General features: G+C 77.8%; 21 protein-coding genes. 14 read left to right on the top strand and 7 right to left on the bottom strand.

Features of this window, described 5'->3' with window-relative positions; all coding sequences use genetic code 11:
• Positions 1-63: 63 nt before the first annotated feature.
• Positions 64-705 carry a hypothetical protein gene (locus tag CCE01nite_RS02195; RefSeq protein WP_141371920.1) on the bottom strand — a complete coding sequence of 214 codons (642 nt, stop codon included), beginning with the start codon at positions 703-705 and terminating at the stop codon, positions 64-66.
• Between the two features lie 49 nt (positions 706-754).
• Positions 755-1,720, bottom strand: a complete 966-nt coding sequence (locus CCE01nite_RS02190; protein WP_141371919.1) for a formate/nitrite transporter family protein — start codon at positions 1,718-1,720, stop codon at positions 755-757.
• 96 nt (positions 1,721-1,816) lie between these two features.
• Here CCE01nite_RS02190 and CCE01nite_RS02185 point away from each other — a divergent pair, with 96 nt between their 5' ends.
• Both CCE01nite_RS02185 and CCE01nite_RS02180 read left to right on the top strand, forming a co-directional pair.
• On the top strand, positions 1,817-2,884 hold the full coding sequence (locus CCE01nite_RS02185) for an NADH:flavin oxidoreductase/NADH oxidase (RefSeq protein WP_174774672.1): 1,068 nt from the start codon (positions 1,817-1,819) through the stop codon (positions 2,882-2,884).
• Between the two features lie 88 nt (positions 2,885-2,972).
• Positions 2,973-3,620, top strand: coding sequence for a DivIVA domain-containing protein (locus CCE01nite_RS02180; protein WP_170223928.1), 648 nt, complete (start codon positions 2,973-2,975; stop codon positions 3,618-3,620).
• 15 nt (positions 3,621-3,635) lie between these two features.
• Here the strand turns inward: CCE01nite_RS02180 and CCE01nite_RS02175 are convergent, their stop codons facing one another.
• Complete coding sequence (locus CCE01nite_RS02175) at positions 3,636-4,010, bottom strand: MerR family transcriptional regulator (protein ID WP_141371916.1); 375 nt, start codon at positions 4,008-4,010, stop codon at positions 3,636-3,638.
• 57 nt (positions 4,011-4,067) lie between these two features.
• Here CCE01nite_RS02175 and CCE01nite_RS02170 point away from each other — a divergent pair, with 57 nt between their 5' ends.
• A complete protein-coding gene (locus CCE01nite_RS02170; RefSeq protein ID WP_141371915.1) occupies positions 4,068-5,408 on the top strand; it encodes an MFS transporter in 1,341 nt (446 codons plus the stop codon).
• Here the strand turns inward: CCE01nite_RS02170 and CCE01nite_RS02165 are convergent.
• Positions 5,323-6,735, bottom strand: coding sequence for an NAD-dependent malic enzyme (locus tag CCE01nite_RS02165; protein WP_141371914.1), 1,413 nt, complete (start codon positions 6,733-6,735; stop codon positions 5,323-5,325). The genes CCE01nite_RS02170 and CCE01nite_RS02165 overlap by 86 nt on opposite strands.
• A gap of 214 nt (positions 6,736-6,949) precedes the next feature.
• Between CCE01nite_RS02165 and CCE01nite_RS02160 the strand changes: the two genes are divergently transcribed.
• Positions 6,950-7,897 (top strand): Fic family protein, encoded by a 948-nt coding sequence (locus tag CCE01nite_RS02160; RefSeq protein WP_141371913.1) that lies wholly within the window; start codon positions 6,950-6,952, stop codon positions 7,895-7,897.
• A 403-nt stretch (positions 7,898-8,300) separates the two neighbouring features.
• Here the strand turns inward: CCE01nite_RS02160 and CCE01nite_RS02155 are convergent, their stop codons facing one another.
• Complete coding sequence (locus tag CCE01nite_RS02155; protein ID WP_141371912.1) at positions 8,301-9,227, bottom strand: HAD family hydrolase; 927 nt, start codon at positions 9,225-9,227, stop codon at positions 8,301-8,303.
• 204 nt (positions 9,228-9,431) lie between these two features.
• Here CCE01nite_RS02155 and ssd point away from each other — a divergent pair, with 204 nt between their 5' ends.
• The 7 genes from ssd to CCE01nite_RS21950 all read left to right on the top strand — a co-directional run bounded on the left by ssd (position 9,432) and on the right by CCE01nite_RS21950 (position 15,163).
• Entirely contained in the window at positions 9,432-10,301 is an 870-nt protein-coding gene (ssd, locus tag CCE01nite_RS02150) for a septum site-determining protein Ssd (protein ID WP_246056285.1), read from the top strand.
• Between the two features lie 173 nt (positions 10,302-10,474).
• Entirely contained in the window at positions 10,475-11,665 is a 1,191-nt protein-coding gene (locus tag CCE01nite_RS02145; RefSeq protein ID WP_141371929.1) for a TadA family conjugal transfer-associated ATPase, read from the top strand.
• Complete coding sequence (locus tag CCE01nite_RS02140) at positions 11,662-12,372, top strand: type II secretion system F family protein (RefSeq protein ID WP_141371911.1); 711 nt, start codon at positions 11,662-11,664, stop codon at positions 12,370-12,372. The genes CCE01nite_RS02145 and CCE01nite_RS02140 overlap by 4 nt, the downstream gene beginning before the upstream one ends.
• Entirely contained in the window at positions 12,369-13,043 is a 675-nt protein-coding gene (locus tag CCE01nite_RS02135) for a type II secretion system F family protein (RefSeq protein ID WP_052104153.1), read from the top strand. Before CCE01nite_RS02140 ends, CCE01nite_RS02135 begins: the two co-directional genes overlap by 4 nt.
• Positions 13,044-13,752: 709 nt before the next feature.
• Entirely contained in the window at positions 13,753-14,133 is a 381-nt protein-coding gene (locus CCE01nite_RS22570) for a DUF4244 domain-containing protein (RefSeq protein WP_034630035.1), read from the top strand.
• Entirely contained in the window at positions 14,130-14,525 is a 396-nt protein-coding gene (locus CCE01nite_RS02125) for a TadE family type IV pilus minor pilin (RefSeq protein ID WP_246056283.1), read from the top strand. Before CCE01nite_RS22570 ends, CCE01nite_RS02125 begins: the two co-directional genes overlap by 4 nt.
• Before the next feature lie 266 nt (positions 14,526-14,791).
• The gene (locus CCE01nite_RS21950) at positions 14,792-15,163 is read left to right on the top strand and encodes an Rv3654c family TadE-like protein (RefSeq protein ID WP_034630031.1); all 372 of its coding nucleotides are present in this window, start codon (positions 14,792-14,794) and stop codon (positions 15,161-15,163) included.
• A 134-nt stretch (positions 15,164-15,297) separates the two neighbouring features.
• Here the strand turns inward: CCE01nite_RS21950 and CCE01nite_RS02115 are convergent, their stop codons facing one another.
• Together CCE01nite_RS02115 and CCE01nite_RS02110 are read right to left on the bottom strand one after the other, a co-directional pair.
• Positions 15,298-18,060 (bottom strand): DEAD/DEAH box helicase, encoded by a 2,763-nt coding sequence (locus tag CCE01nite_RS02115; protein WP_371861006.1) that lies wholly within the window; start codon positions 18,058-18,060, stop codon positions 15,298-15,300.
• Between the two features lie 109 nt (positions 18,061-18,169).
• Positions 18,170-18,559: a hypothetical protein gene (locus CCE01nite_RS02110; protein ID WP_052104152.1), complete on the bottom strand. Its 390-nt coding sequence runs from the start codon at positions 18,557-18,559 to the stop codon at positions 18,170-18,172.
• Positions 18,560-18,693: 134 nt separating this feature from the next.
• On the opposite strand from CCE01nite_RS02110, the gene CCE01nite_RS02105 reads away from it, so the two are divergent.
• From CCE01nite_RS02105 to CCE01nite_RS02095, 3 genes are read left to right on the top strand one after another with little or no spacing between them, the layout of a single operon-like run.
• Positions 18,694-19,461 (top strand): LamB/YcsF family protein, encoded by a 768-nt coding sequence (locus CCE01nite_RS02105; RefSeq protein ID WP_034630024.1) that lies wholly within the window; start codon positions 18,694-18,696, stop codon positions 19,459-19,461.
• Complete coding sequence (locus tag CCE01nite_RS02100; RefSeq protein ID WP_246056282.1) at positions 19,458-20,303, top strand: 5-oxoprolinase subunit B family protein; 846 nt, start codon at positions 19,458-19,460, stop codon at positions 20,301-20,303. Before CCE01nite_RS02105 ends, CCE01nite_RS02100 begins: the two co-directional genes overlap by 4 nt.
• Complete coding sequence (locus CCE01nite_RS02095; protein WP_034630021.1) at positions 20,300-21,169, top strand: 5-oxoprolinase subunit C family protein; 870 nt, start codon at positions 20,300-20,302, stop codon at positions 21,167-21,169. The genes CCE01nite_RS02100 and CCE01nite_RS02095 overlap by 4 nt, the downstream gene beginning before the upstream one ends.
• Positions 21,170-21,187 lie beyond the last annotated feature (18 nt).

Raw genomic sequence — 21,187 nt, 5'->3', positions numbered from 1 at the left:
CCGTGGCTCCACGTCGCGGGACGGGTGCCCGACGACGCTGGCCCGGGGCCGCAGGGCGGCAGCTCAGGAGGCGTCGGCCGCCGCCCGGTCGGCCGCCGCCCGGTCGGCCTCGGCGGCGTGCGCCCCGTGCCGCGCGCGCCAGTCGCCGATCGCCTTGCCGCGCCGCCGCGACTGCCACGCCGTGAGCCCCGCGACGAGCACGAGCGCCCCCGTCAGCAGCACCGTGCCCGACGTCGCGGCGACCGTCGCGGTGCCGCCCGTGGTGCGCCAGCTCGTGCCGTCGAGCACCGCGAGGACTGTCTCCCGCGCCAGGGAGGGCGCGTACAGGAACACCCCGCCCGCGACGGCCGTGACGAGCCCGCCGACGATCGGCACGGTCGGCGACCAGACCCCGAGGTACACGGTCGCGGCGAGCAGCAGGACGCCGACCGAGACGAGCACGATGCCGACGGCGTCGGTCGACGCGTCCCACCCGTCCGTCTGCGCGACGAGGATGCGGGACTCGCCGACGAGCGCGACCGCGAGCGCCGACGGCACGAGCACGAGCCCGACGACGGTGCCGAGCAGGTGGCCCGCCGGGCCGGTGCGGCGCGGGGCGTGCGGACCGGGGAAGAGGTCGTCGCGCTCGTCAGCCGCGCGGGCCGCCGGAGCGGGGCCGTCGGTGCCGGGGGGCGTGCTCCCGGTGCGGGGGTCGGAGGTGCTCATCGCCGCTCCTTCGTGCGTCAGCAGCGCCGTCGAGCGGCACCGTCCGGACTCACGGTAGGGCGGGCTCCCGCACCTCGCGCGGCGCCGCACCGGGCGTCGTGCGCGCGTCGCCGCCCTGGACGTCGGGGTTCGGGACGGCGACGACCGGGCCGACGCCCGCGACGGCGGGCTCGACGCGGACGGGCGCCGCCGGGGGCACCGGCGCGGGCGCGGCCGGCGGGAGCGACGCGGCGAGCAGCCCGGTGGCCGGCCGCGCGCTGTACGCGTACGCCGCGCCGACCAGCAGGCCGCCGCCGACGAGGTTGCCGAGGCCGACGAGGCTGACGTTGCGCGCGAACTCGAGCCACGTCGCGCCCGGCAGCCCGCCGAGCAGGCCGAACGAGAACGTCGTCATGTTCGCGACCACGTGCTCGAACCCCGAGGTGATGAAGACCGCGACGCACGCGAAGATCATCACCAGGCGCGCGCCCTCGCTGCGCAGTCGCGCCGCGCACCACACCGCGAGGCACACCATGAGGTTGCACAGGACGCCGCGGAAGAACAGCTGCGTCCCGGTCTCGGCGGCCTTGTGCTCGATGATCCGGGCGATCGTCTGCCCGGCGGCGGTGGACGGGCCGAGCGCGCCGGACAGGTGCACGACCGTCGCGAACACCATCGCGCCCAGCAGGTTGCCGGCGAGGCACGCCAGCAGCGTCGCCCCGGCGCGGCCCCAGGAGACCGTGCCGCGCATCGCGCCCTGGGTCAGGATCATCATGGCGGACGTCGCGAGCTCGCCCCCGGCGACCACGACGACGGCCAGCGCGACCCCGAAGACGAGGCCCTGCACGAGCGGCGCCCACGGGGACCCCGCGACCGCGAGCGGGCCGCCCGCGGTCGTCAGGATCACCACGCCGATGCCGATGTACGCGCCGGCGAGCATGGTCTGGACGAGGTAGGGGAGCGGGCGTCGCGCGAGCGTGGTCTTGGCGACCGCGGCCTGCGCGTGGTGGTCCGTCGCCTCGGCGATCGTGAGCATGCGTCCAGCGTGCCGCCCTCCGCGGCGTCGGCCCTGGGACGAAAGCCCGGGCACGACCCGGGGAATCGCGTCGCGCGTCCGGGCGTTGCGGTGGCCGTGACCCTCCTCTTCGAGCCGCTGACCCTGCGCGGCACCACGTTCCCGAACCGCGCCTGGCTCGCCCCCATGTGCCAGTACTCCGCGACCGACGGGCTGCCGGACGACTGGCACCTCGTGCACCTCGGCGCGCGCGCGGCCGGCGGGTTCGGGCTCGTGATCGCCGAGGCGACGGCGGTCGTCCCCGAGGGCCGGATCAGCCCGCAGGACACCGGGCTGTGGAACGACGCGCAGGTCGCCGCGTGGTCGCGCATCACCGACTTCGTGCGAGCCCGCGGCTCGTACTCGGGGGTCCAGCTCGCGCACGCCGGGCGCAAGGCCTCGACGTACTCGCCGTTCGCCGCCGGCCGGGGCACCGTGCCCGCGTCCGAGGGCGGGTGGACGAGCGTCGGGCCGTCCGCCGTCGCCTACCCGGGGCTCGAGGCCCCCGCCGAGCTGACGGACGCGCAGGTCGAGGCGGTGCCCGGCCAGTTCGCCGCCGCGGCCGGCCGTGCCCTCGCCGCCGGGTTCGACGTCGTCGAGCTGCACGCCGCGCACGGGTACCTGCTGCACGAGTTCCTCTCGCCGCTGTCGAACACGCGCACCGACGAGTACGGCGGCTCGCTCGAGAACCGTTCGCGGCTCCTCGTCGAGACGACCGACGCCGTCCGGGCCGTCTGGCCCGACGACAAGCCGCTGCTCGTGCGCTTCTCCGCGACGGACTGGGCCGAGGGCGGCCTCACGGTCGAGGAGGTCGGGCTCGTCGCGAAGGAGCTCGCGGGGCACGGCGTGGACCTCGTCGACGTCTCGACCGGCGGCAACGTCCCGGCGCCGATCCCCGTCGGCCCCGGCTACCAGGTGCCGGCCGCGCGGGCCGTGCGCGAGGCGTCGGGCGTCCCGGTCGCGGCCGTCGGGCTCATCACGACCGCGCACCAGGCCGAGCAGGTGCTCGTCGACGGCGCCGCGGACGCCGTGCTGCTCGGGCGCGTGGCGCTGCGCGACGCGTCGTGGCCGCTGCGTGCCGCGCACGAGCTCGGGGTCGACGCGACGGCGCTCACCCCGCCGCAGTACGGGCGTGCCTGGGGCTGACACGCCGGCGCGCGGGTGGCGCCCGGTCCTGCCGTCGCCGGGTGCGGCTGGCAGGATCGGACGACCACCCAGCGCGAGAGGAGCCGCCGTGACGCTGTCGGCCGGCGACGTGCGGGAGGTGCGGTTCACCCGCACCTCGTTCCGCGAGGGCTACGACCCCGACGAGGTCGACGCGTTCCTGGAACGGGTCGCGACGACGCTCGGGGCGTTCGCGGCGGGCCGGCCGCCCGAGGCGCCGCTCACGCCCGAGCACGTCGAGGCGGTGCGGTTCCGACCGACGAAGTTCCGCGAGGGCTACGACCAGGACGAGGTCGACGACTTCCTCGACCTCGTCGCCGAGGCGCTCGCGGAGGCGGCCCGGTCCGCCCACGAGAGCGCGCCCGGCCAGCCCGGCCAGCACAGGCTGCACGGCGAGCACGCGCAGCCTGGCCCGCGCGGCCCGCGGACGGTGCTCGAGGCGTACGCCGCCGCGCGCGGGATCGACGCGGCGACCCTGCGGGCGTCGGTCCCCCCGGTGACGCGCCGCGGCTCGGGATACGTGACCGCGGACGTCGACGCGTTCCTCGAGCGCGCGGCCCGCGCCCTGGAGGACCGGCGCCGCGGCGTGCTCCCCGAGCTGACCGCCCACGAGGTCCGCACCGTCCGGTTCCGCGCGGCCGGGTGGCGCGCGGAGCGGTACGACCACGAGACGATCGACGCGCTGCTCGACCGCGTCGAGGCGGCGCTGACCGGCTGAGGGGTGCGGTGGGGCTCAGCCCTCGGAGAGCACGGCCTGGTGCTCGGTCCGCACCAGGAACTCGCGGATCGTGTCGCGGCTCCGCGTCAGGCAGCGGATGCGGTCCTCGAGCCCGCTCAGCTCGTGCGCGAGCAGCTCGGCGACCGTGCGCGGGCACGTCGGGTGCTCGGCGGCGGCCGCGTCCTCCATGTCGAGCAGCACCTTGACGAGGCGGGTCGGGAGGCCGGACTGCACGAGGCCGGCGATGCGCTCGACCCGCTCGACGTGCTCCTCGGTGTAGCTGCGGTAGCCGTTGGCCGAGCGCGCCGGTGCCAGCAGCTCCTGCTGCTCGTAGTACCGCACGAGGCGCGGCGACACCCCGGCCCGGGCGGCGAGCTCGCCGATCTTCATGTGCGGGGGCCTCCGGGCTTGACATTGACATCAGTGTCAGAGTTTAGCGTCCGAGACATGAGCGACGCGAGGTCCGTGCAGCACCCGTCCCCGGCCGCCTCCGCGTCCGCCGACCCGCGGCCGGCGGACCCGCTCCCGTGGCCGTCGCTGGTCGTGCTCGGGGCCGCCGCGTTCCTCATGGTGACCGCGGAGATGCTGCCGACGGCGCTCCTGCCGCAGCTCGCCGCGGGCCTCGGCGTCGACGCGCCCCGCGTCGGGCTCCTCGTGTCCCTCTGGGCGGGCGTCGTGGTCGTCGCGAGCTTCCCGCTGGTGCGGCTCGTCGCGCGCCGGGACCGGCGGACCGTCGTCGCCGCCGCGCTCGTGCTCCTCGCCGCGTCGAGCGGGCTGAGCGCCGCGGCGCCCGACTACGGGTGGATGGTCGGTGCCCGGCTCGTCGGGGCGCTCGCCGTGGGCCTGCTGTGGGCCACGATCAACGCGCACACCGCCGACATCGTCCCCGACTCCCGGCTCGCCCCCGCCGTCGCGGTGGTGCTCGGCGGCGCGACCCTGGGAACCGTGCTCGGCACCTCCGGCGCGAGCCTGGTCGGCGTCGCCACGAGCTGGCGGGTGCCGTTCGGAGTGCTCGGCGGGCTCGCGCTCGTCGCGGCCGTGCTCGTGCGCGCCGTCGTCGTCGCCGCACCGCACCCCGCGGCGGCGCGCCCCGCCGCGGCACCGCGTGGTCCCGCGGCCCGTCCGGACGGCGCCCGGCGCCCGCGCGTGGTCACCGACCCGATGCTCGTCGTGACGGCGCTGGTCGCCCTCGTGCTGGTCGGGCACTACGGCGCCTTCACCTACATCACCCGGCTCACGGAGCGGCCCGCGGCGGCGCTGCCCGGCGGGACGGCGACCCTGCTGCTGGTGTTCGGGACCGCCTCGGCGCTGGGCATCGCGGCGGCCGGCCGCTACGGCACGCGCACCTCGGCCGCGCTCCTGCTCAGCTCGCTCGCCACCGCGGGCGCGGTGCTCGCCCTGACGCTCGTCGACGCCCACCCCGTCGTCGGGGTGACCGTCGTCGTGCTGTGGGGCGCCGTGTCCGGGGCGCTCCCGGCGCTCGCGCAGACGCTGATCCTCCGGCTCGCCGGACCGGGCCGGCGCACGCTCGCCGGTGCGCTCATCCCGGTGCTGTTCAACCTCGGGGTCGCCGCCGGTGCGGGTCTGGCCTCCGCCGTCGTCGCCGGCGGGGGGATCGGGGCGCTGCCCGTCGTCTCGGCTGCCGTCATCGGCGTCGCGGTGCTCGGTCAGGCGCTCACGGCGGGCGGGCGGCGGGCGGCCGTCAGCGGTGCGCCGGGGGCTCGCCCGCCGCGGTCCGGGCCGCGTTCTCGACCGCGGCCGCCACGACCGTCGTCACCTCGGGGTTGAAGACGCTCGGCACGATGTAGGTCGGGTTGAGCTCGTCCTCGGTCACGACCGACGCGAGCGCCGTCGGCGCCGCGAGGAGCATGCTCTCGGTGACCTTGTGCGAGCGCGCGTCGAGCAGGCCGCGGAACACTCCCGGGAACGCGAGCACGTTGTTGATCTGGTTCGCGAAGTCGCTGCGCCCGGTCCCGACGACGGCGGCGTGCTGCGCGGCGTCGTCCGGGTCGACCTCGGGGCGGGGGTTCGCGAGCGCGAAGACGATCGAGTCCGGCGCCATCGTCGCGACGTCGTCGCCCGAGATCACGTCCGGCGCCGAGACGCCGATGAACACGTCGGCCCCCGCGAGCGCCGCCCGCAGGGTCCCCGTGACGCCGCGCGGGTTCGTGTGCTCCGCGGTCCAGACGAGCTGCGGCGCGAGGTCCGGGCGCCCGGCGTGGACCACGCCGTCGATGTCCGCGACCACGACGTCACGCGCGCCCGCCGCGAGCAGCAGCTTGAGCACGGCCGTGCCCGCGGCACCCGCGCCCGAGAGCACGATCCGCACGTCCCCGAGCTGCTTGCGGACGACCTTGAGCGCGTTCGTGAGCGCGGCGACGACGACGATCGCGGTGCCGTGCTGGTCGTCGTGGAACACCGGGATGTCGAGGCGCTCGCGCAGCCGCCGCTCGACCTCGAAGCAGCGCGGCGCCGAGATGTCCTCGAGGTTGATCCCCGCGAACACGGGCGCGATCGCGCACACCGTGGCCACGATCTCGTCGACGTCGGTCGTGTCGAGCGCGATCGGGAACGCGTCGATGTCCGCGAACCGCTTGAACAGCACCGCCTTGCCCTCCATCACCGGGAGCGCGGCGAGCGGGCCCAGGTCCCCGAGGCCGAGCACCGCGGTGCCGTCCGTGACCACCGCGATGGTGTTGCGCTTGATCGTCAGGCGCCGGGCGTCCTCCGGGTGGGCCGCGATCGCCTGGCACACGCGCGCGACGCCCGGGGTGTAGACCATCGACAGGTCGTCGCGGTTGCGCAGCGGCACCTTGGACTCGATCGACAGCTTGCCGCCGAGGTGCATGAGGAACGTGCGGTCGCTGACCCGGTCGACGACGACGCCCGGCAGCCCGCGCAGCGCCTCGACGATGTCGCCCGCGTGCTCCTCGCCGCGCGTGGCGCACGTGACGTCGACCGTCATGTGCTCGTGCCCCGACGCCGTGACGTCGAGCGCCGTGACGATGCCGCCCTCGCGCTCGATCGCGGTGGTGAGCTCGCTGACCGCCGTGGGGCGGGCCAGGACCTCGAGGCGGGCGGTGATGGACGACGACACGCTCGGCGCTGAGACCATGCCGCCATTGTGTCCGGTCCTCGGCGTCGTCGTCGGTCGAGGCGGGGTGCGGCGTGGCGGGGGTGCGGTCGGGACATGCAGGGCAGGGCGTGGCGCGTGGGCTGGGGGCGGTTGACGGAGCGCGGACCCGTCCGGCCCGGGTGTCGCGCTGCACCGTGGCGTGGTGGGCGCCCGCGGCGGCCGGCGGGCCGACGACGCGCCGTAGGGTGACGCCGTGCACGAGCCGGCCGCCCCCAGGACCCTCGCCGACGACCCGCTCGCCGGCGTCGCGGCGCTGCCCGGCGTCGCGGAGTCCGTCGACGCCGCGCGGCGCGCGTGCGAGGAGCTGCGCTGGCACGAGGCGTACCGGCGGCGCTGGCGCGAGGTGCGGGCCGAGGCCGGCCTGCGATCCGCGCGCGGCAGCGCGGCGCTCGACGGCGCGCGGGTGCCGCTCGACGTGGTGCGGGCGCTCGCCGTGGGCGAGGGACCCGGTCGCGACCCGCGGGGCACGGCCGCGCCCGGCCTCGCGCCGCAGGCGGCCGCCGAGCCCGCACCGGGCGCCCGGTCGGCCCCCGACGTCGCCGTCGCGGCCGGGGCGCTCCGGGTCGCGGCCGAGGTCGAGCGGCTCATGCCCGAGCTCGGGGCGCGCGGCGCCGCGGCGCTCCCGCCGTTCGGTCAGCTCGCCGCGCGGTTGCACGCCGCGGCCGGACGCGGCTGGGTCGCCGACGACGACCTCGGCCGCCTGCGCACCACGCAGGTGCCGCTCGACCTGCGCGGTCTCGGCGCGGCGCCGTCGGGCGCGGAGGTCGCCGGCCGGCTCGACCTGCTCAACCGGGTGCTGCGCGAGACGCGAGCGCCCGCGCTGGTGGTCGCGGCCGTCGTGCACGGGGAGGTGCTCGCGCTGCGGCCCTTCGTCGCGGGCAACGGGCTCGTCGCCCGCGCGCTGTCGCGGCTCGTGCTCACCTCTCGCGGACTCGACCCGACCGGCTCGCTCGTCCCCGAGCAGGCGTGGTCGTCGGCGCCCAACCCGTACCTGTCCGCGGCTGCCGGCTTCGCGACCGGCACGCCCGACGGCCTCGCGGGCTGGGTCGCGTTCTGCGCCCGCGGCGCGGTCGACGGGGCGCGCGAGGCCCGGACGGTCGCGGACGCGGTGCTCGCGGGACGGCTCACGACCGGCGGTTGAGGCGGACGCACGGCGACTGCGGCGGTGCGGGAGGGGCCGGCGGGCGGCCGGACATGGACGACGGCGCCCGTGAGGACGCCGTCGCCGAACAACGGACCGGAGGGGTAGCAGGCGTGCAACTGCGTCGTCGCTACGGGCGAGCCCGGTCGACGTGTCCTATGCGTGGACGATCGCGCGTGGGTCCCCTGCGGGTCCGACTGTCGTGGGTCCTTCGTACTCCCGCCCGGTGCGCAGGGGAAGAGCGGGGGCGTCCGCGCCGGTCACGGCGCCGACCGGGCGGTCACTGGATGGACGCCCGGTCCGAGGCGCGGACGCGGGGGACGAACCGGGCACGGCGGCGTCGCCCGGAAGGCCGGTCCCCGACGGGCTCCGTGCCGCCGACGCACGCCGACGGGCCAGCGGCTCAGGAGCCGCGACGACCCCGGCGCACCAGGTGCCAGGCGAGCACGCCCACCGCTACCGCAGCGGCCGCAGCCAGCCCGGCGACGACGGTGCGCGGCGGCGTCATGAGCGCGCGCAGCGCGACGGGCCGGCTGAACGTCAGCACGCCCCAGCCGGACTCGGCCGCGAGGCGGCGCAGCGCGCGGTCGGGGTTCACCGCGAACCCGTGCCCGACGACCTCGAGCATCGGCGCGTCCGTGATCGAGTCGGAGTACGCGTAGCTCGCGGCGAGGTCGTAGCCCCGCTCGGCCGCGAGCTCGGTGATCGCGAGCGCCTTGTTCTCGCCGTACGCGTAGAAGTCGATCGCCCCGGTGTACCGGCCGTCGACGACGCTCATCCGGGTCGCGATGACGTGGTCCGCCCCGAGCACGGCGGCGATCGGGCGCACGACCTCGGCGCCCGACGCGGACACCACGACGACGTCACGCCCGGCGGCGTGGTGCTCCTCGATGAGGGCGACCGCCTCGGCGTAGACCGCGGCGTCGATCGACTCGTGCAGCGTGTCCTCGACGATCGAGGACACCTGCGCGACGTCCCAGCCCGTCACCGTCTGCGCCAGGTTCGCGCGCAGCCGCTCGGTCTGCACCGCGTCGGCGCCGCCCACGAGGTAGAGGAACTGCGCGATCGCGGTGCGCACGACGGCTCGCCGGGTCAGCAGGCCGCCCGCGAGGAAGGGACGCGAGAACGCGGTGGCCGACGACGTCGCGATGATCGTCTTGTCGAGGTCGAAGAACGCTGCGGCGCCGGGCCGGGGGACGGGGTGCGACGACACCGGCCGGTGCGCCGACGCCTGCGCCGGGGGCAGGGTCGCGGGGGTGGTGTCGCGCGCGTCGTCGCCGGCGGTGCCGGAGCCCGCCGGGACCGCGTCGTCCGATCCGTTCTCGTCCATGACCTGACCAGGTGCCTCTCGTCGCCCGCCGCCGGTGAGCCTAGCCGCAGCCACCGACGCGCCGCCGGGCCACCCCCAGCCCGCTCCGACCCCGTGCGAGTCGAGCCGCTGGGCAGCGCGGCCGTCTCCGGGCGCTCGGGGCGTGCAGCATCGGCCACCGCGAGTGGGTCGGTCGGGCCCGCCGCGGACGCGGAGGAGGTCGGCGTGTTCGCTCCCAGCTCAGGGGTGCTCGCGGAGGAGTCGCACGCCCACGCAGGGCTCGTGCGGGACGGTCGGCCGCACCCGGAGGTGACCGGCGCGCCGCCGGGCGTGCTCCGGGGTCCAGGTGCCCACGTCGTCCGGTCGACCGGTGGTGGGGCGGGGTCGCTGCGTCCCGCCGGCGTCGTCGTGGGCGTCGTCGGCGCGCGAGGCGGTGCGGGAGCCTCGACGTTCGCGGCCGCGCTCGCGCACCGCCTCGCTCGGCGCGGGTCGGCGGCGCTCGTCGACCTGGAACGCGCGGGCGGCGGGGTCGACGTGCTCGTGGGCCTCGAGGGCGCCGACGGGCTGCGCTGGCCCGACCTCGCCGGGGCGCGCGGCGAGGTCGCCGGCGCCGAGCTCGTGGCGCTGCTGCCGAGCTGGTCGGGCTGCACCGTCCTGAGCGCCGACCGGGCCCGTCCCGGCCCCCCGCCCTCCGCCGCAGTCGGCGACGTGCTCGGTGCGCTCGCCGCCGAGGTCGACCACGTCGTCCTCGACCTCGACCGGGCGGACGTGGCCGAGCGGTCCGAGGTCCTCGCGCTCTGCGGGCTCGTGCTCCTCGTCGTCCCGCGCGACCTGCGGGCGGTCGCGGGTGCCCTGGCGCTCCGCCCCGCCCTCGTCGAGTCCGTCGAGGACGTGCGCCTCGTCGTGCGCGGGCCCGCGCCGGGCGGCCTGAGCGCGCTCGAGCTCGCGCACGTCGTGGACCTCCCGATCGGGGTGTCCATGCCCGCGGACCGGGCGGTCGCGGCGGCGTGCGAACGAGGCGGCGGACCGGCCGGCCCGGCGCTGCGGCGCGGCCCGTTGCGGCGTGCCGTCGCGCGGCTGGCCGCGGAGCTGTGAGCCTGCCCGGGGGCCGACGAGCGCGGCTCGTCGGCACGGCGCGCACGGACGGGACGGGTGAACGCCTCGACGCGACGCACGCGGACCGGTCGGACGGGCCGGTCGACGCGGTGCGGACCGGGCGGCCCCGGGAGCTCGTCGGTGCGCCGCGGGCAGGGCGGTCCGGGGAGCTCGTGGACCCCGGGTGGAGCGTCGACCCCCGGCCGTCCGTCGACCCCGCGCTGCTCGACGACGTGCGGGACCGCCTCGCGCGGCGCGGTGCGGCACCCGACGCCGGCGAGATCGCCGCAGCGCTGCGCGCGTCCGGGACGGTGCTCGGCAGCCGCGCGATCGTCGACCTCGAGCGCGCCGTGCGGGCCGAGCTGCTCGGCGCGGGCCCGCTCCAGCAGTACCTCGAGGACCCCGACGTGACCGACGTGCTCGTCAACGCGCCCGACGAGGTGTGGGTCGAGCGCTCCGGGCGGCTCGAGCGGACGCCCGTCGACCTCGGGACCGTGCACGGCGTCCGGGAGCTCGCGGTCCGGCTCGCGGCCGTCGGCGGCCAGCGGCTCGACGACGCGAGCCCGACGGTCGACGCCCGGCTGCCGGACGGCACGCGCCTGCACGCCGTCCTGCCGCCCGTCGCCGGCGGCTGCACGCTGCTGTCGCTCCGGGTGCTGCGGCGGCGCGCCTTCACGCTGCCCGAGCTCGTCGCGTCCGGGAGCGTCGCGCCCGCGCTCGCGCCGGTCCTGCGGGCGCTGGTCGACGCGCGCGCGAGCTTCCTCGTCTCCGGCTCGACCGGCACCGGCAAGACGACGCTCCTCGCGGCGCTGCTCTCGCTCGTCCCCGCGCACGAGCGGATCGTGTGCATCGAGGAGTCGGGCGAGCTCGCGCCGGCGCACCCGCACGTGGTCCACCTGCTCGCGCGGCACGCGAACGTCGACGGCGCGGGGGGCGTCGACCTCGCGGACCTCGTGCGGCAGGCGCTGCGCATGCGGCCCGACCGGATCGTCCTCGGCGAGTGCCGCGGCGCCGAGGTCCGCGAGGTGCTGACCGCGCTCAACACCGGGCACGACGGCGGGTGCGCGACCGTCCACGCCAACACCGCGACCGATGTCCCCGCCCGACTCGAGGCCCTCGCGTCGCTCGCGGGGATGTCGCGGGCGTCCGTCGCCGCGCAGGCCGCGAGCGCGCTCGACGCGGTGCTCCACGTGCGGCGCAACGGTCCGCTGCGTCACCTCGCGCAGGTCGGCGTCGTGCGGCGCGACGGCGACGGCGAGCTGCGCGTCGAGATCGCGGTCGACGTCACCGGCGGCGTCGCGGTCCGCGGCCCGGGGTGGCCGGTCCTCGCCGACCGGCTCGGGCTCGGGGTCGGTGCGCCGTGACGGCCGGATGGGCGGGGCTCGTCGTGGCGCTCGCCGTGCTGGCCGCCGTCGGGCCGCGCGGTCGGTCGGCGACGGTGCTGGGCCGCGGGGGAGATCGCGTGCGAGGCGGCGCCCGGGGCCGTGCGGGCGTGGACCGGGCGGGCGGCGCGCTGCCGCACCGGGTCCTGCTCGAGACGGGTGAGCTCGGCGCGGCCGTCACCGGTGTCGCGTCGGCGCTGCGGGCGGGCAGCTCCCCGGCGCACGCGTGGCTCACGGTCACGGGGACGGTCGTCGGGCCGCACGGCGTGCCGGCGCTCTCGGACCTCGTGCCCGCACGAGCGCGCCTGCGGACGAACGCGGCGCACGTGCGCGAGCAGCACGTGCGCCGCGCGCGCGCCGTCGTCGCCGCCGGCCGGCTCGCGGCCGAGCTCGGGACGCCGCTCGGTCCGGTCCTCGACCGGGTCGCGCGCACGCTCGCGAGCGACGAGGAGCTCGAGGGCGAGCGCGGCGCCGCCCTCGCCGGTCCGCGGTCGACCGCGACGGTGCTGCGCTGGCTGCCCGTGCTGGGCGTCGTGCTCGGGGCGGCGCTCGGGGCCGACCCGCTCGGCGTGCTGCTCGACGGCGGGCCGGGTGCGGTGTCCGCGCTCGTCGGCGCGGTGCTGCTCGGCGCGGGTCACGTGTGGACGCGGCGGCTCGTCGCCACCGCCCAGGCTTCGGGCGACCGGTGAGCGTCGGGGTCATCGCGGCCGTCGTCGCGCTGCTCGTGGCGCTCGCGCGGGCGCCCTGGAGCGCCGGGCGGTCGGCGCGGGTCGTTGCGGTGGCGCGGCGGTGCGAGCGCTTCGCGGGGAACAGGGGCGCGAACGGTGGCGGGAACCGGAACGGCAACGGCTACAGGAACGGCTACAGGAACGGGGGCCCGGTCGGCGGCGTCCTCGGTCGGGATGCGGAGGACGACGCGCTCGGTGCCGGGGGAGGCGTCGACGTCGTGCTCGTCCTCGACCTGCTCGAGGTCGCGGTGGCGTCCGGGGCGGCGCTGCCGCGCGCCGTCCAGGCGGTCGGGGCCGCTGTCGGTGGCGACGACGGCGCCGCGCTGACGGCCGCTGCCCGGGCGCTCGTGCTGGGTGCGGGATGGTCGGCGGCGTGGGCGGGTGCGCCGTCCCGCCTCGCACCGGTCGCGGAGTGCCTCGCGGACTCGTGGACCTCCGGGGCGGCGCCCGGACCGCGCCTGCGCGCCGCTGCGGACGAGGTGAACCGCGACCGGCGGCGCACCGCGCGCGAGGCCGCCGGGCGTCTCGGCGTCCGGCTCGTGCTGCCGCTCGGGCTGTGCCTGCTCCCGGCGTTCGTGCTGCTCGGGCTCGTGCCCGTCGTCCTGTCGCTCGCGGGCGGGCTCCTCGGCTGAGGGGCTCCCCACCCTCCCGCGCGAGACACACGTTGCCGGGTCTGCGGCTTTTGCATAACCTGCCGCTGTCGCATCGGCGCGACGACGCGAGGGAGGTGACCCGGTGGGAACCCTGCTCGCCGCCAGCACGTCCCGGCACGACCCCTGCGGCTCACGACGTCCCCCCTCGACGAAGACCGGCGGTGTCCGGCGAGCCGCGACCCCGTCATCTGCCCCGACCGGGCACCACGAGGCTGGGCGGTGCACCGGGTCCTGACCTGTGAGCACGCCCGTGAAGGCGGCGCCCGGTCCAGGGGGTGGACCGGGCGTCGCTGTGTCCGGCGCCGGGCACGCGGGCCGCTGACGGGCACCAGAGGGGCTGCGTCGTCGGCCGTGCGGGCCGCTGACCGGCACCGGTGAGGCTGCGGCATCGGCCGTGCGGGCCGCTGAAGGGCGCAGGTGAGCGCGGCGTCGGTCGTGCGTGCCGCTGAAGCGTGCAGGCGGGTTGCGGCGTCGGACGTCGACAGGCGTCGGAGCGCTCGGAGGTCGTGCCGGTAGCCGCTCGCCGGTCGCGGGTCAGATCGACGCGCGCCGAGACCCGGTGCACCCCCAGCCCTCGTCGCGGCGCGCGCGGTGGGCGGCGGCGGGTTCCCCCGGTCCGCGTGGCGCGCACGGACGCCACCGTGGGATCCACGAGGCGCCGCGAGGGCGCCCCCGAAGGAGGACTGCCATGCGCACCACCACCGATCTCCACCCGGCCCGACGCACCCGACCCGGCGGGCACGGTCCTGCGCCGACGGCTCCCCGTCCCCGGACGCGCGCCGCCCACCTCTCGACGCGGCGCACCCCCGTTCCCGCACCCGTCCCCCCGAGCGGAGACGCCACCGCCGGCGAGGGGACGCCGACGCAGCGGGCAGGACGCACGCGGACCGTCGCGCGCGTCGTGCAGGGCCGGGTCCTCGCGGGCGCGGACGCGGGCATGGCCACCGCGGAGTACGCGATCGCGACGGTCGCGGCCGTCGGGTTCGCGGGCCTTCTCGTCGTGGTGCTGCGCAGCGGTGAGGTGCAGGGGCTGCTCCTGGGCCTGATCCGCGGAGCGCTGTCGGTGTGAGCGCACGGCGTGGCGAGGGCGATCGGACCGCCGTGGGTGCCGCGGGGCGCGACGCGGCGCACGAACGCGGGAGCGTCACGGCGGAGCTCGCGGTGGTGCTGCCGGCGGTCGTGCTGCTCCTCGTGGCGCTCCTCGTCCTCGTCGCGTCGGCGCTCACGCAGCTCCGGTGCGCCGACGCAGCCCGGGCGGGTGCGCGTGCGGCGGCGATCGGCGACGACGAGTCCGGCGTGCGGGCGACCGCCGCGCGCGTCGCGGGCCCGGACGCGGACGTCACGGTCGCGCGCAGCGGGGACTGGGTGACCGTCTCCGTGAGCGACGCCGTCGTGAGCAGGGGCATGCGGACCGGTCCGCTCGTGGCCCGGGCGAGCGCGGTCGCCTGGGTCGAGCCATGACGAGGCGGGGGACGTCGGCGCACGCGGGCTCGCAGCTCTGCGCGGCGCCGGCGGACGGCGTCGGACGCGCGGGTGCGCCCCTGACACGGCGGAGGACGCCGGCGCCTGCCGACGCACGGGTGCGCCGCGTCCGGTCCGTGCGGACCGGTCGGGGTATCGGCCGCGCCGGTCCGGCTCGTGGCGTCCGGCCCGGCCACGGGGACGAGGGCGGCTCGGGCGCGCCTCCTGGTGCCCGGCGCGGGTGGGCGGACGAGAGCGGGTCGCGCGTGGGTCGTGGTGTCCGGCGCGGCCGCCCGGACGAGAGCGGCTCGGGCACGGTCCTGGTGCTCGGTGTCGTCGCCGTCGCCGGCGCGCTGCTCGCAGTCGTCGCGCTGCTCGTGGGTGCCCAAGGCGCCCGGGGTCGCGCGCAGGCGGGCGCCGACCTCGCCGCGCTCGCGGCCGCGCAGCACCTGCTCGACCACGGAGGAGCGGCCGAGGCCTGCGAGATCGCGCAGGCGGTGGCCCGCCGGAACGACGTGCGGCTCGTGTCGTGCAGCGACACGGGCTCCGGCGTGGTCGCCGTGAGCACGGTCCGTGCCTCGGCGGCCGGCCCCGCGACGGCCCGGGCCCGCGCCGGTCCGGTCTCGGCGCGCAGCTGACCGGGTCCACGCGGCCCGTGCGGTGCGACGGCGAGCGCGGAGCCCGGTGCGTCGACGGCTCGTGGGTGGCTGGCCAGGCTTCCGCGGACGGGTTGGTGCGGGGTCTCCCGCGGTCGCGGGGCCGGGACGACCGATCAGCCAGGGACGGCGTGGGCGAGCACGGCGTCGAGCAGTCGGACCGCGGCGGCCTTCTCCAGCGGGTTGTTCGCGTTCCCGCACTTGGGCGACTGCACGCACGCCGGGCACCCTCGCGTGCACCGGCAGGAGGCGACGGCGTCGCGGGTCGCCCGGAGCCACGTCTCGCCGAGCGCGTACCCCCGCTCGGCGAAGCCCGCACCGCCGGGGTAGGCGTCGTGCACGAAGACGGTCGCCATCCCGGTGTCCGCGTGCAGCGCGGTGGACACCCCGCCGAGGTCCCAGCGGTCGCACGTCGCGAGCAGCGGGAGGAGACCGATCGACGCGTGCTCGGCGGCGTGCAGCGCGCCGGGCGCGAGCTCGACCGTGACGCCCGCGGCCTCGAGGACCTCGGCGGGTGCCGTCCACCAGGTGGCGGTCGTCTGGAGCGTGCGCGCCGGCAGCTCGAGCAGCTCCGTGCCGAGCACCTGCAGGTCCGGGATGCGCTTGCGCTGGTAGCTGAGCACCTGGCTCGTGACGTCGACGGCCCCGAAGCCCCAGGTGACCGGGCCCCAGCGCCGCTCGCGCTGCACGGCCCGGATCTCCGTCGACGTCGCCCAGCGCGACCACGTGCCGTAGTCGACGTCGCGCTGCTCGACGAGCGCCACGGCGTCCGCGAGGTGCAGCTCGGAGACGACGAACGTCGCGCCCTGGTGCACGTACACCGCCCCGGGGTGCACGGTCGCGTCGGCCGCGGCGGCGTCGACCGTGCCGAGCATCCGCCCGGTCCCCGCCTCGACCACGCGCACCGGGTCGCCCCCGGTCCCGCGCAGGTCGGTCAGGCGCGCCGCCGCCTCGGCGTGCGTCCAGAACCACCCTGCCGCGCGGCGCCGGAGCGCACCCCGCTCGACGAGCACGTCGAGCAGCGCCCGGGTGTCGGGCCCGAACAGCGCGAGCTCGTCCTCCCGCAGCGGCAGCTCGGCGGCGGCCGCGCACAGGTGCGGCGCGAGGACGTACGGGTTCGCGGGGTCGAAGACCGTCGCCTCGACCGGGGTGTCGAACACCGCCTCCGGGTGGTGCACGAGGAACGTGTCGAGCGGGTCCTCGCGCGCGATCAGCGCGACGAGCCCGTCCGCTCCGGCCCGCCCCGCACGTCCCGCCTGCTGCCACAGCGACACCCGCGTGCCCGGCCACCCGGCGATCAGCACGGCGTCCAGGCCCGTGATGTCGACACCGAGCTCGAGCGCGTTCGTCGTGGCCAGCGCCCGCAGCCGGCCGTCGCGGATCGCCCCCTCGAGCGCGCGCCGCTCCTCGGGCAGGTACCCGCCGCGGTAGGCCGCGACCGTGCGGGCGAGGCGCTCGTCGATCTGGCTCAGGTGGTTCCGGGTGACGGTCGCCACGGACTCGGCCGCGCGCCGCGACCGGGTGAACGCGAGCGTGCGCGCGCCGGCCGCGGTCAGGTCGGCGAGCAGGTCGGCCGTCTCCGCGGTGACCGAGCGCCGCGGCCGGTCCGAGGGGTCGGTCACGACGTTCTCCCCGGTGCCGCGCGGGCCGGACCCCTCGTGCGGGGCGAGCGCCGCCGCGCCGCCCGGGTCGGCGTCCTGCGTCGGGAGGCCCGCGACGGGCGAGACGGCGACGAGGGAACGGGGGTCCGCAGCGGGGTCGGTCACTCCTCCGGAGAGCTGGATGCCGACCCCTCCCGGGTGCGACCCGGTGCCGGTACGCGTCTCCGTCGCCGCTGCACCGGCCACGGCCGCGCCGCCGTCCGACGCGTCCCGGTCGGGCTCCCTCGTGATCACGGGATCGACCGGCTCGGGGTGCGGGAGCGGCGTCGCCCACGGGTCCTCCTCGGGGACGAGGTCGGCCCACGGGCCGCTCGCGCCGGGCAGCTCGGGCGGCTGCCAGAGCACGAACGTCTTCCGCCCGGCCGGGGAGGTGTCCTCCGTCACGGTCGCGATCGAGTCCGGCCCGACGCCCAGCAGCCGGGCGGCGCTCGCGGCGGGGTCGGCGGTCGTCGCGGACGCGAGCAGGAACACCGGCCCGCCCGGTCCTGCGAGCACGGGACCGTCCGTGCGCCGCCCGGCGGGGGTCGGCGCGTAGTGCACCGCGAGCCGCCGCAGCCGGCGCAGGATCGCGGCGACGTGCGCGCCGAACACCCCGCGGAACGCGTGGCACTCGTCAACCACGACGTAGCGCAGCGACCCGAGCAGCCGGGACCAGCGCCGGTGGTTCGGCAGCAGCGCGAAGTGCAGGAAGTCGGGGTTCGTCAGGACGACGTCGGCGTGCTCCTGGACCCAGCGGCGCTCGTCGAAGCCGGTGTCGCCGTCGCACGCCGCGACGCGGATGTCGCGGGTGCGCGCAGCGGTGACGAGCCGGTCGAGCCCGCCGAGCTGGTCGTGCGCGAGGGCCTTCGTCGGGCACAGGTAGAGCACCGAGCCGCGACGCGCGACCGTCTCGATGCGCCCGGGGTCGAGCAGCCCGGCGGCGCGGTCGGTGCGGACGGCCGTCAGCGAGGGCAGCCAGAACGCGAGCGACTTGCCCGAGCCCGTCGACGTCGCGAGCACCGTGTGCCGGCCGGACCACGCGGCGTCGGCTGCCTCGACCTGGTGACGCCACGGACGCTCGACGCCCAGCGCGCGGTACCCGGCGACGAGGTCCGGGTCGGCCCACGACGGCCAGTCCGCCCGGACGCCCTCGCGCGCGGGCAGGTGGCGCACGTGCGTGAGGCGGTCGTCGCGGCGCCCGCCCGAGAGCAGCACGTCGAGCAGCCCGTCGGATCCCAGCACGTCGGCCATCCTCGCACCGGGTCCCGTCCGGCGACGGTCGACGAGGTCGTGCGCGGCGGGGGCCCTGCGCCGGACGAGGGGGCGACGGCTGCGCGCCGCCCTCCGGTCACGGCTCCGTGCAGGCGTGTCCCGAGCCCGGGACGTGCTCGTCCATCCAGCGCGCGAGCCGCTCCGGCTCCCGGAGCTGCATGTCCCAGGCCCACCACGGCGAGCTGACCCACGGACCCCCGACCAGTCGGACCGTCCCCAGGAGCTCAAGGTCGGCGTAGAGCGCGAGGATCGGGCTCGGTGCGGCTATCCACATGCCCCCGAGCTCCTGCACGTCGGCGAGGCGTAGCGCCGCGGGGAGCTGCGCCAGGGCCGCAGGGTCGTCGACCTGGCCGACGATCTCGTTGCGCGGGGCCTGCCTGCGCTTGACCGGGGTCGGGTCGAACTCGATGCCCCGCGCCACGACGATGCGCGTCGCCCGGTCCAGGGCGTCTCGCAGGGTGTCCACCGCCCGACCGTAGCGGGGTGGCCGACGCGCCGGTGACGTCGGGGTCGCGCGCTCCTCAGGGCGCGCACCGCCGGAGACGGAGGAGGGCAGGACGCACCCTGGCCCGACCTCCCGCGGCGCGCCAGGATGGAGGCGTGCACATCGACCTGAACTGCGACCTCGGCGAGGGGTACGCGGTGTGGCGGCTCGGGGAGCCGGGGCTCGACGCCGCGCTGCTCGACCTCGTGACCAGCGCGAACATCGCGTGCGGGTTCCACGCGGGCGACCCCGAGATCATGGCCGCCACCTGCGCGGGTGCCGTCGAGCGCGGCGTCGCGATCGGGGCGCACGTCGGGTACCGGGACCTCGTCGGCTTCGGGCGCCGCCCGCTCGACGTGCCCGCCGACGTGCTGCGCGCCGAGACCACGTACCAGCTCGGTGCGCTCGCGGCCCTGGCCCGGTCGGCCGGGGGAGCCGTCGCGTACGTCAAGCCGCACGGCGCGCTGTACAACAGCGTGGTGCACGACGAGGCGCAGGCCCGCGCGGTCGTCGACGCCGTCGCACGGTTCGACGCGAGCCTGGCGGTCCTCTGCCTGCCGGGCTCCCGGCTGCTCGCGTGCGCCCGCGAGGCGGGGCTGCGGGTCGTCGCCGAGGCGTTCGCCGACCGCGGGTACACGCCGCAGGGCACGCTCGTCCCGCGCTCGCAGCCTGGCGCCGTCGTGGCCGACCCCGCGCTCGCCGCTGCGCGCGCGGTCCGGCTCGCCCGTGAGGGCGTCGTCGTGGCCGTCGACGGGACGGTGGTCGAGGTCGCCGCCGAGTCCCTGTGCGTGCACTCGGACACCCCGGGCGCGCTCGCGCTGCTGCGGTCGGTGCACGCGGGCCTCGAGCTGTCGGGGGTCGAGCTCCGGTCGTTCACCGCGTGAGCCTGCCGGACGCGGACGCCGACCCCGACCCGACGGACGCCGACCTCGTCACGGCGGACGACGCCGCCGGAGCGGACCATGGCACGGCGGACGACGCCGCCGGAGCGGACCACGGCACGGCGGACGACGCCGCCGGAGCGGACCACGGCACGGCGGACGACGCCGCTGCGGACGCCCCCGTCGACCCCGCCCCCGGCGAGGTGCGCATCCAGCCCTACGGCGAACGCGCGTTCCTGGTCGACGTCGCCGGCCTGGACGAGGTTCGGGTGCTCGACGCCGCGCTGCGCGCCGACCCTCCGCCGGGGACCGAGGACCTCGTCCCCGCGGCCCGCACGGTGCTCGTCCGGTTCGCCGCGGGCACGCCCGCCGGTGACATCGAGCAGCACGTGCACGCGGTCGGGCGTCGGGCGCTGACGGGCGGGGGACCGGCCCACGACACCCGCTCACCGGAGGGCGCGGTCCGTCTGGGCGTGCACTACGACGGGCCGGACCTCGACGAGGTCGCAGCGCTGACCGGCCTCACCCGCGCGGAGGTCGTCGCGCGGCACACCGGGCGCGACCACGTCGTCGCGTTCGGTGGCTTCATGCCGGGGTTCGCGTACCTGACGGGCGTCGACCCGGCGCTGCACGTCCCGCGCCGGTCGAGCCCGCGCGAGCGGGTGCCCGCAGGGTCGGTGGCGCTCGCCGGGGAGTTCACGGCCGTCTACCCGGCGGCGACGCCCGGGGGCTGGCGGCTGATCGGACGGTCCGACGCGGTGCTGTTCGACGCGGCGCGCGCCCACCCGGCGCTGCTCGTCCCGGGCGCCCGCGTGCGCTTCGTGGACCTCGGGGACGCCCCGTGATCGAGGTGCTGGCCCCGGGCGTCCTCACGCTCGTCGAGGACGCCGGCCGCCCGGGCTTCGCCGCGGTGGGGGTCGGGCGGTCGGGCACCGCGGACCCGGCGGCGTTGCGGCTCGGCAACCGGCTCGTCGGCAACGAGCCCGGGGCGGCCGCGCTCGAGGTGCTGCTCGGCGGGCTCGAGGTGCACGCGCTGCAGACCACGGTCGTCGCGCTCACGGGGGCGGTCGGCCCGGCGTGGGTCGACGAGGCGCCGGTCGACCACGGTGCGGCGCTCCGGCTGCCGGCCGGGTCGCGGCTCCGGCTCGGGACGGCGGAGCACGGGCTCCGCACGTACGTCGCGGTGCGTGGCGGCGTGGCCGTCCCGGCGGTGCTCGGGTCGCGGTCGGCGGACCGGCTCTCGGGGCTCGGGCCCCCGCCGCTGGCCGCGGGGGACGTGCTGCCGGTCGGCACCGGCACGCGCGGGCTCCCGGAGCTCGGCACGGCGGCTCCGCACGTCGGCCCCGAGCGCGACGTCCCGCCCGTCCCGCCCGTCCTGCCCGTCCTGCCCGGCCCTCGGCTCGACTGGTTCGTCCCGGACGCGCTCGACGTGCTCACCCGCGCGGTCTACCGGGTGACGCCGTCGAGCGACCGCATCGCGCTCCGGCTGGCCGGGCCGCCGCTGCCGCGAACGCCGCGCGGGGAGCTGCCGTCCGAGGGCCTCGTCGTCGGGGCCGTGCAGGTCCCGCCCGACGGGCAGCCGGTCGTGTTCGGGCCCGACCACCCCGTCACGGGCGGCTACCCGGTGCTCGCCGTGGTGCGCACCGACGGTCTGTCCGCCGCGGCCCAGCTGCGCCCGGGCGATCCCGTGCGGTTCACGCTCGCGCGCTGAGGCCGCGCCGGGAGCGAC

Source organism: Cellulomonas cellasea, from assembly GCF_006538745.1.
GTDB classification, from domain to species: domain Bacteria; phylum Actinomycetota; class Actinomycetes; order Actinomycetales; family Cellulomonadaceae; genus Cellulomonas_A; species Cellulomonas_A cellasea.
Note: the sequence above shows the minus strand (reverse complement) of the source record. Positions and strands in the feature narration are given on the sequence as shown.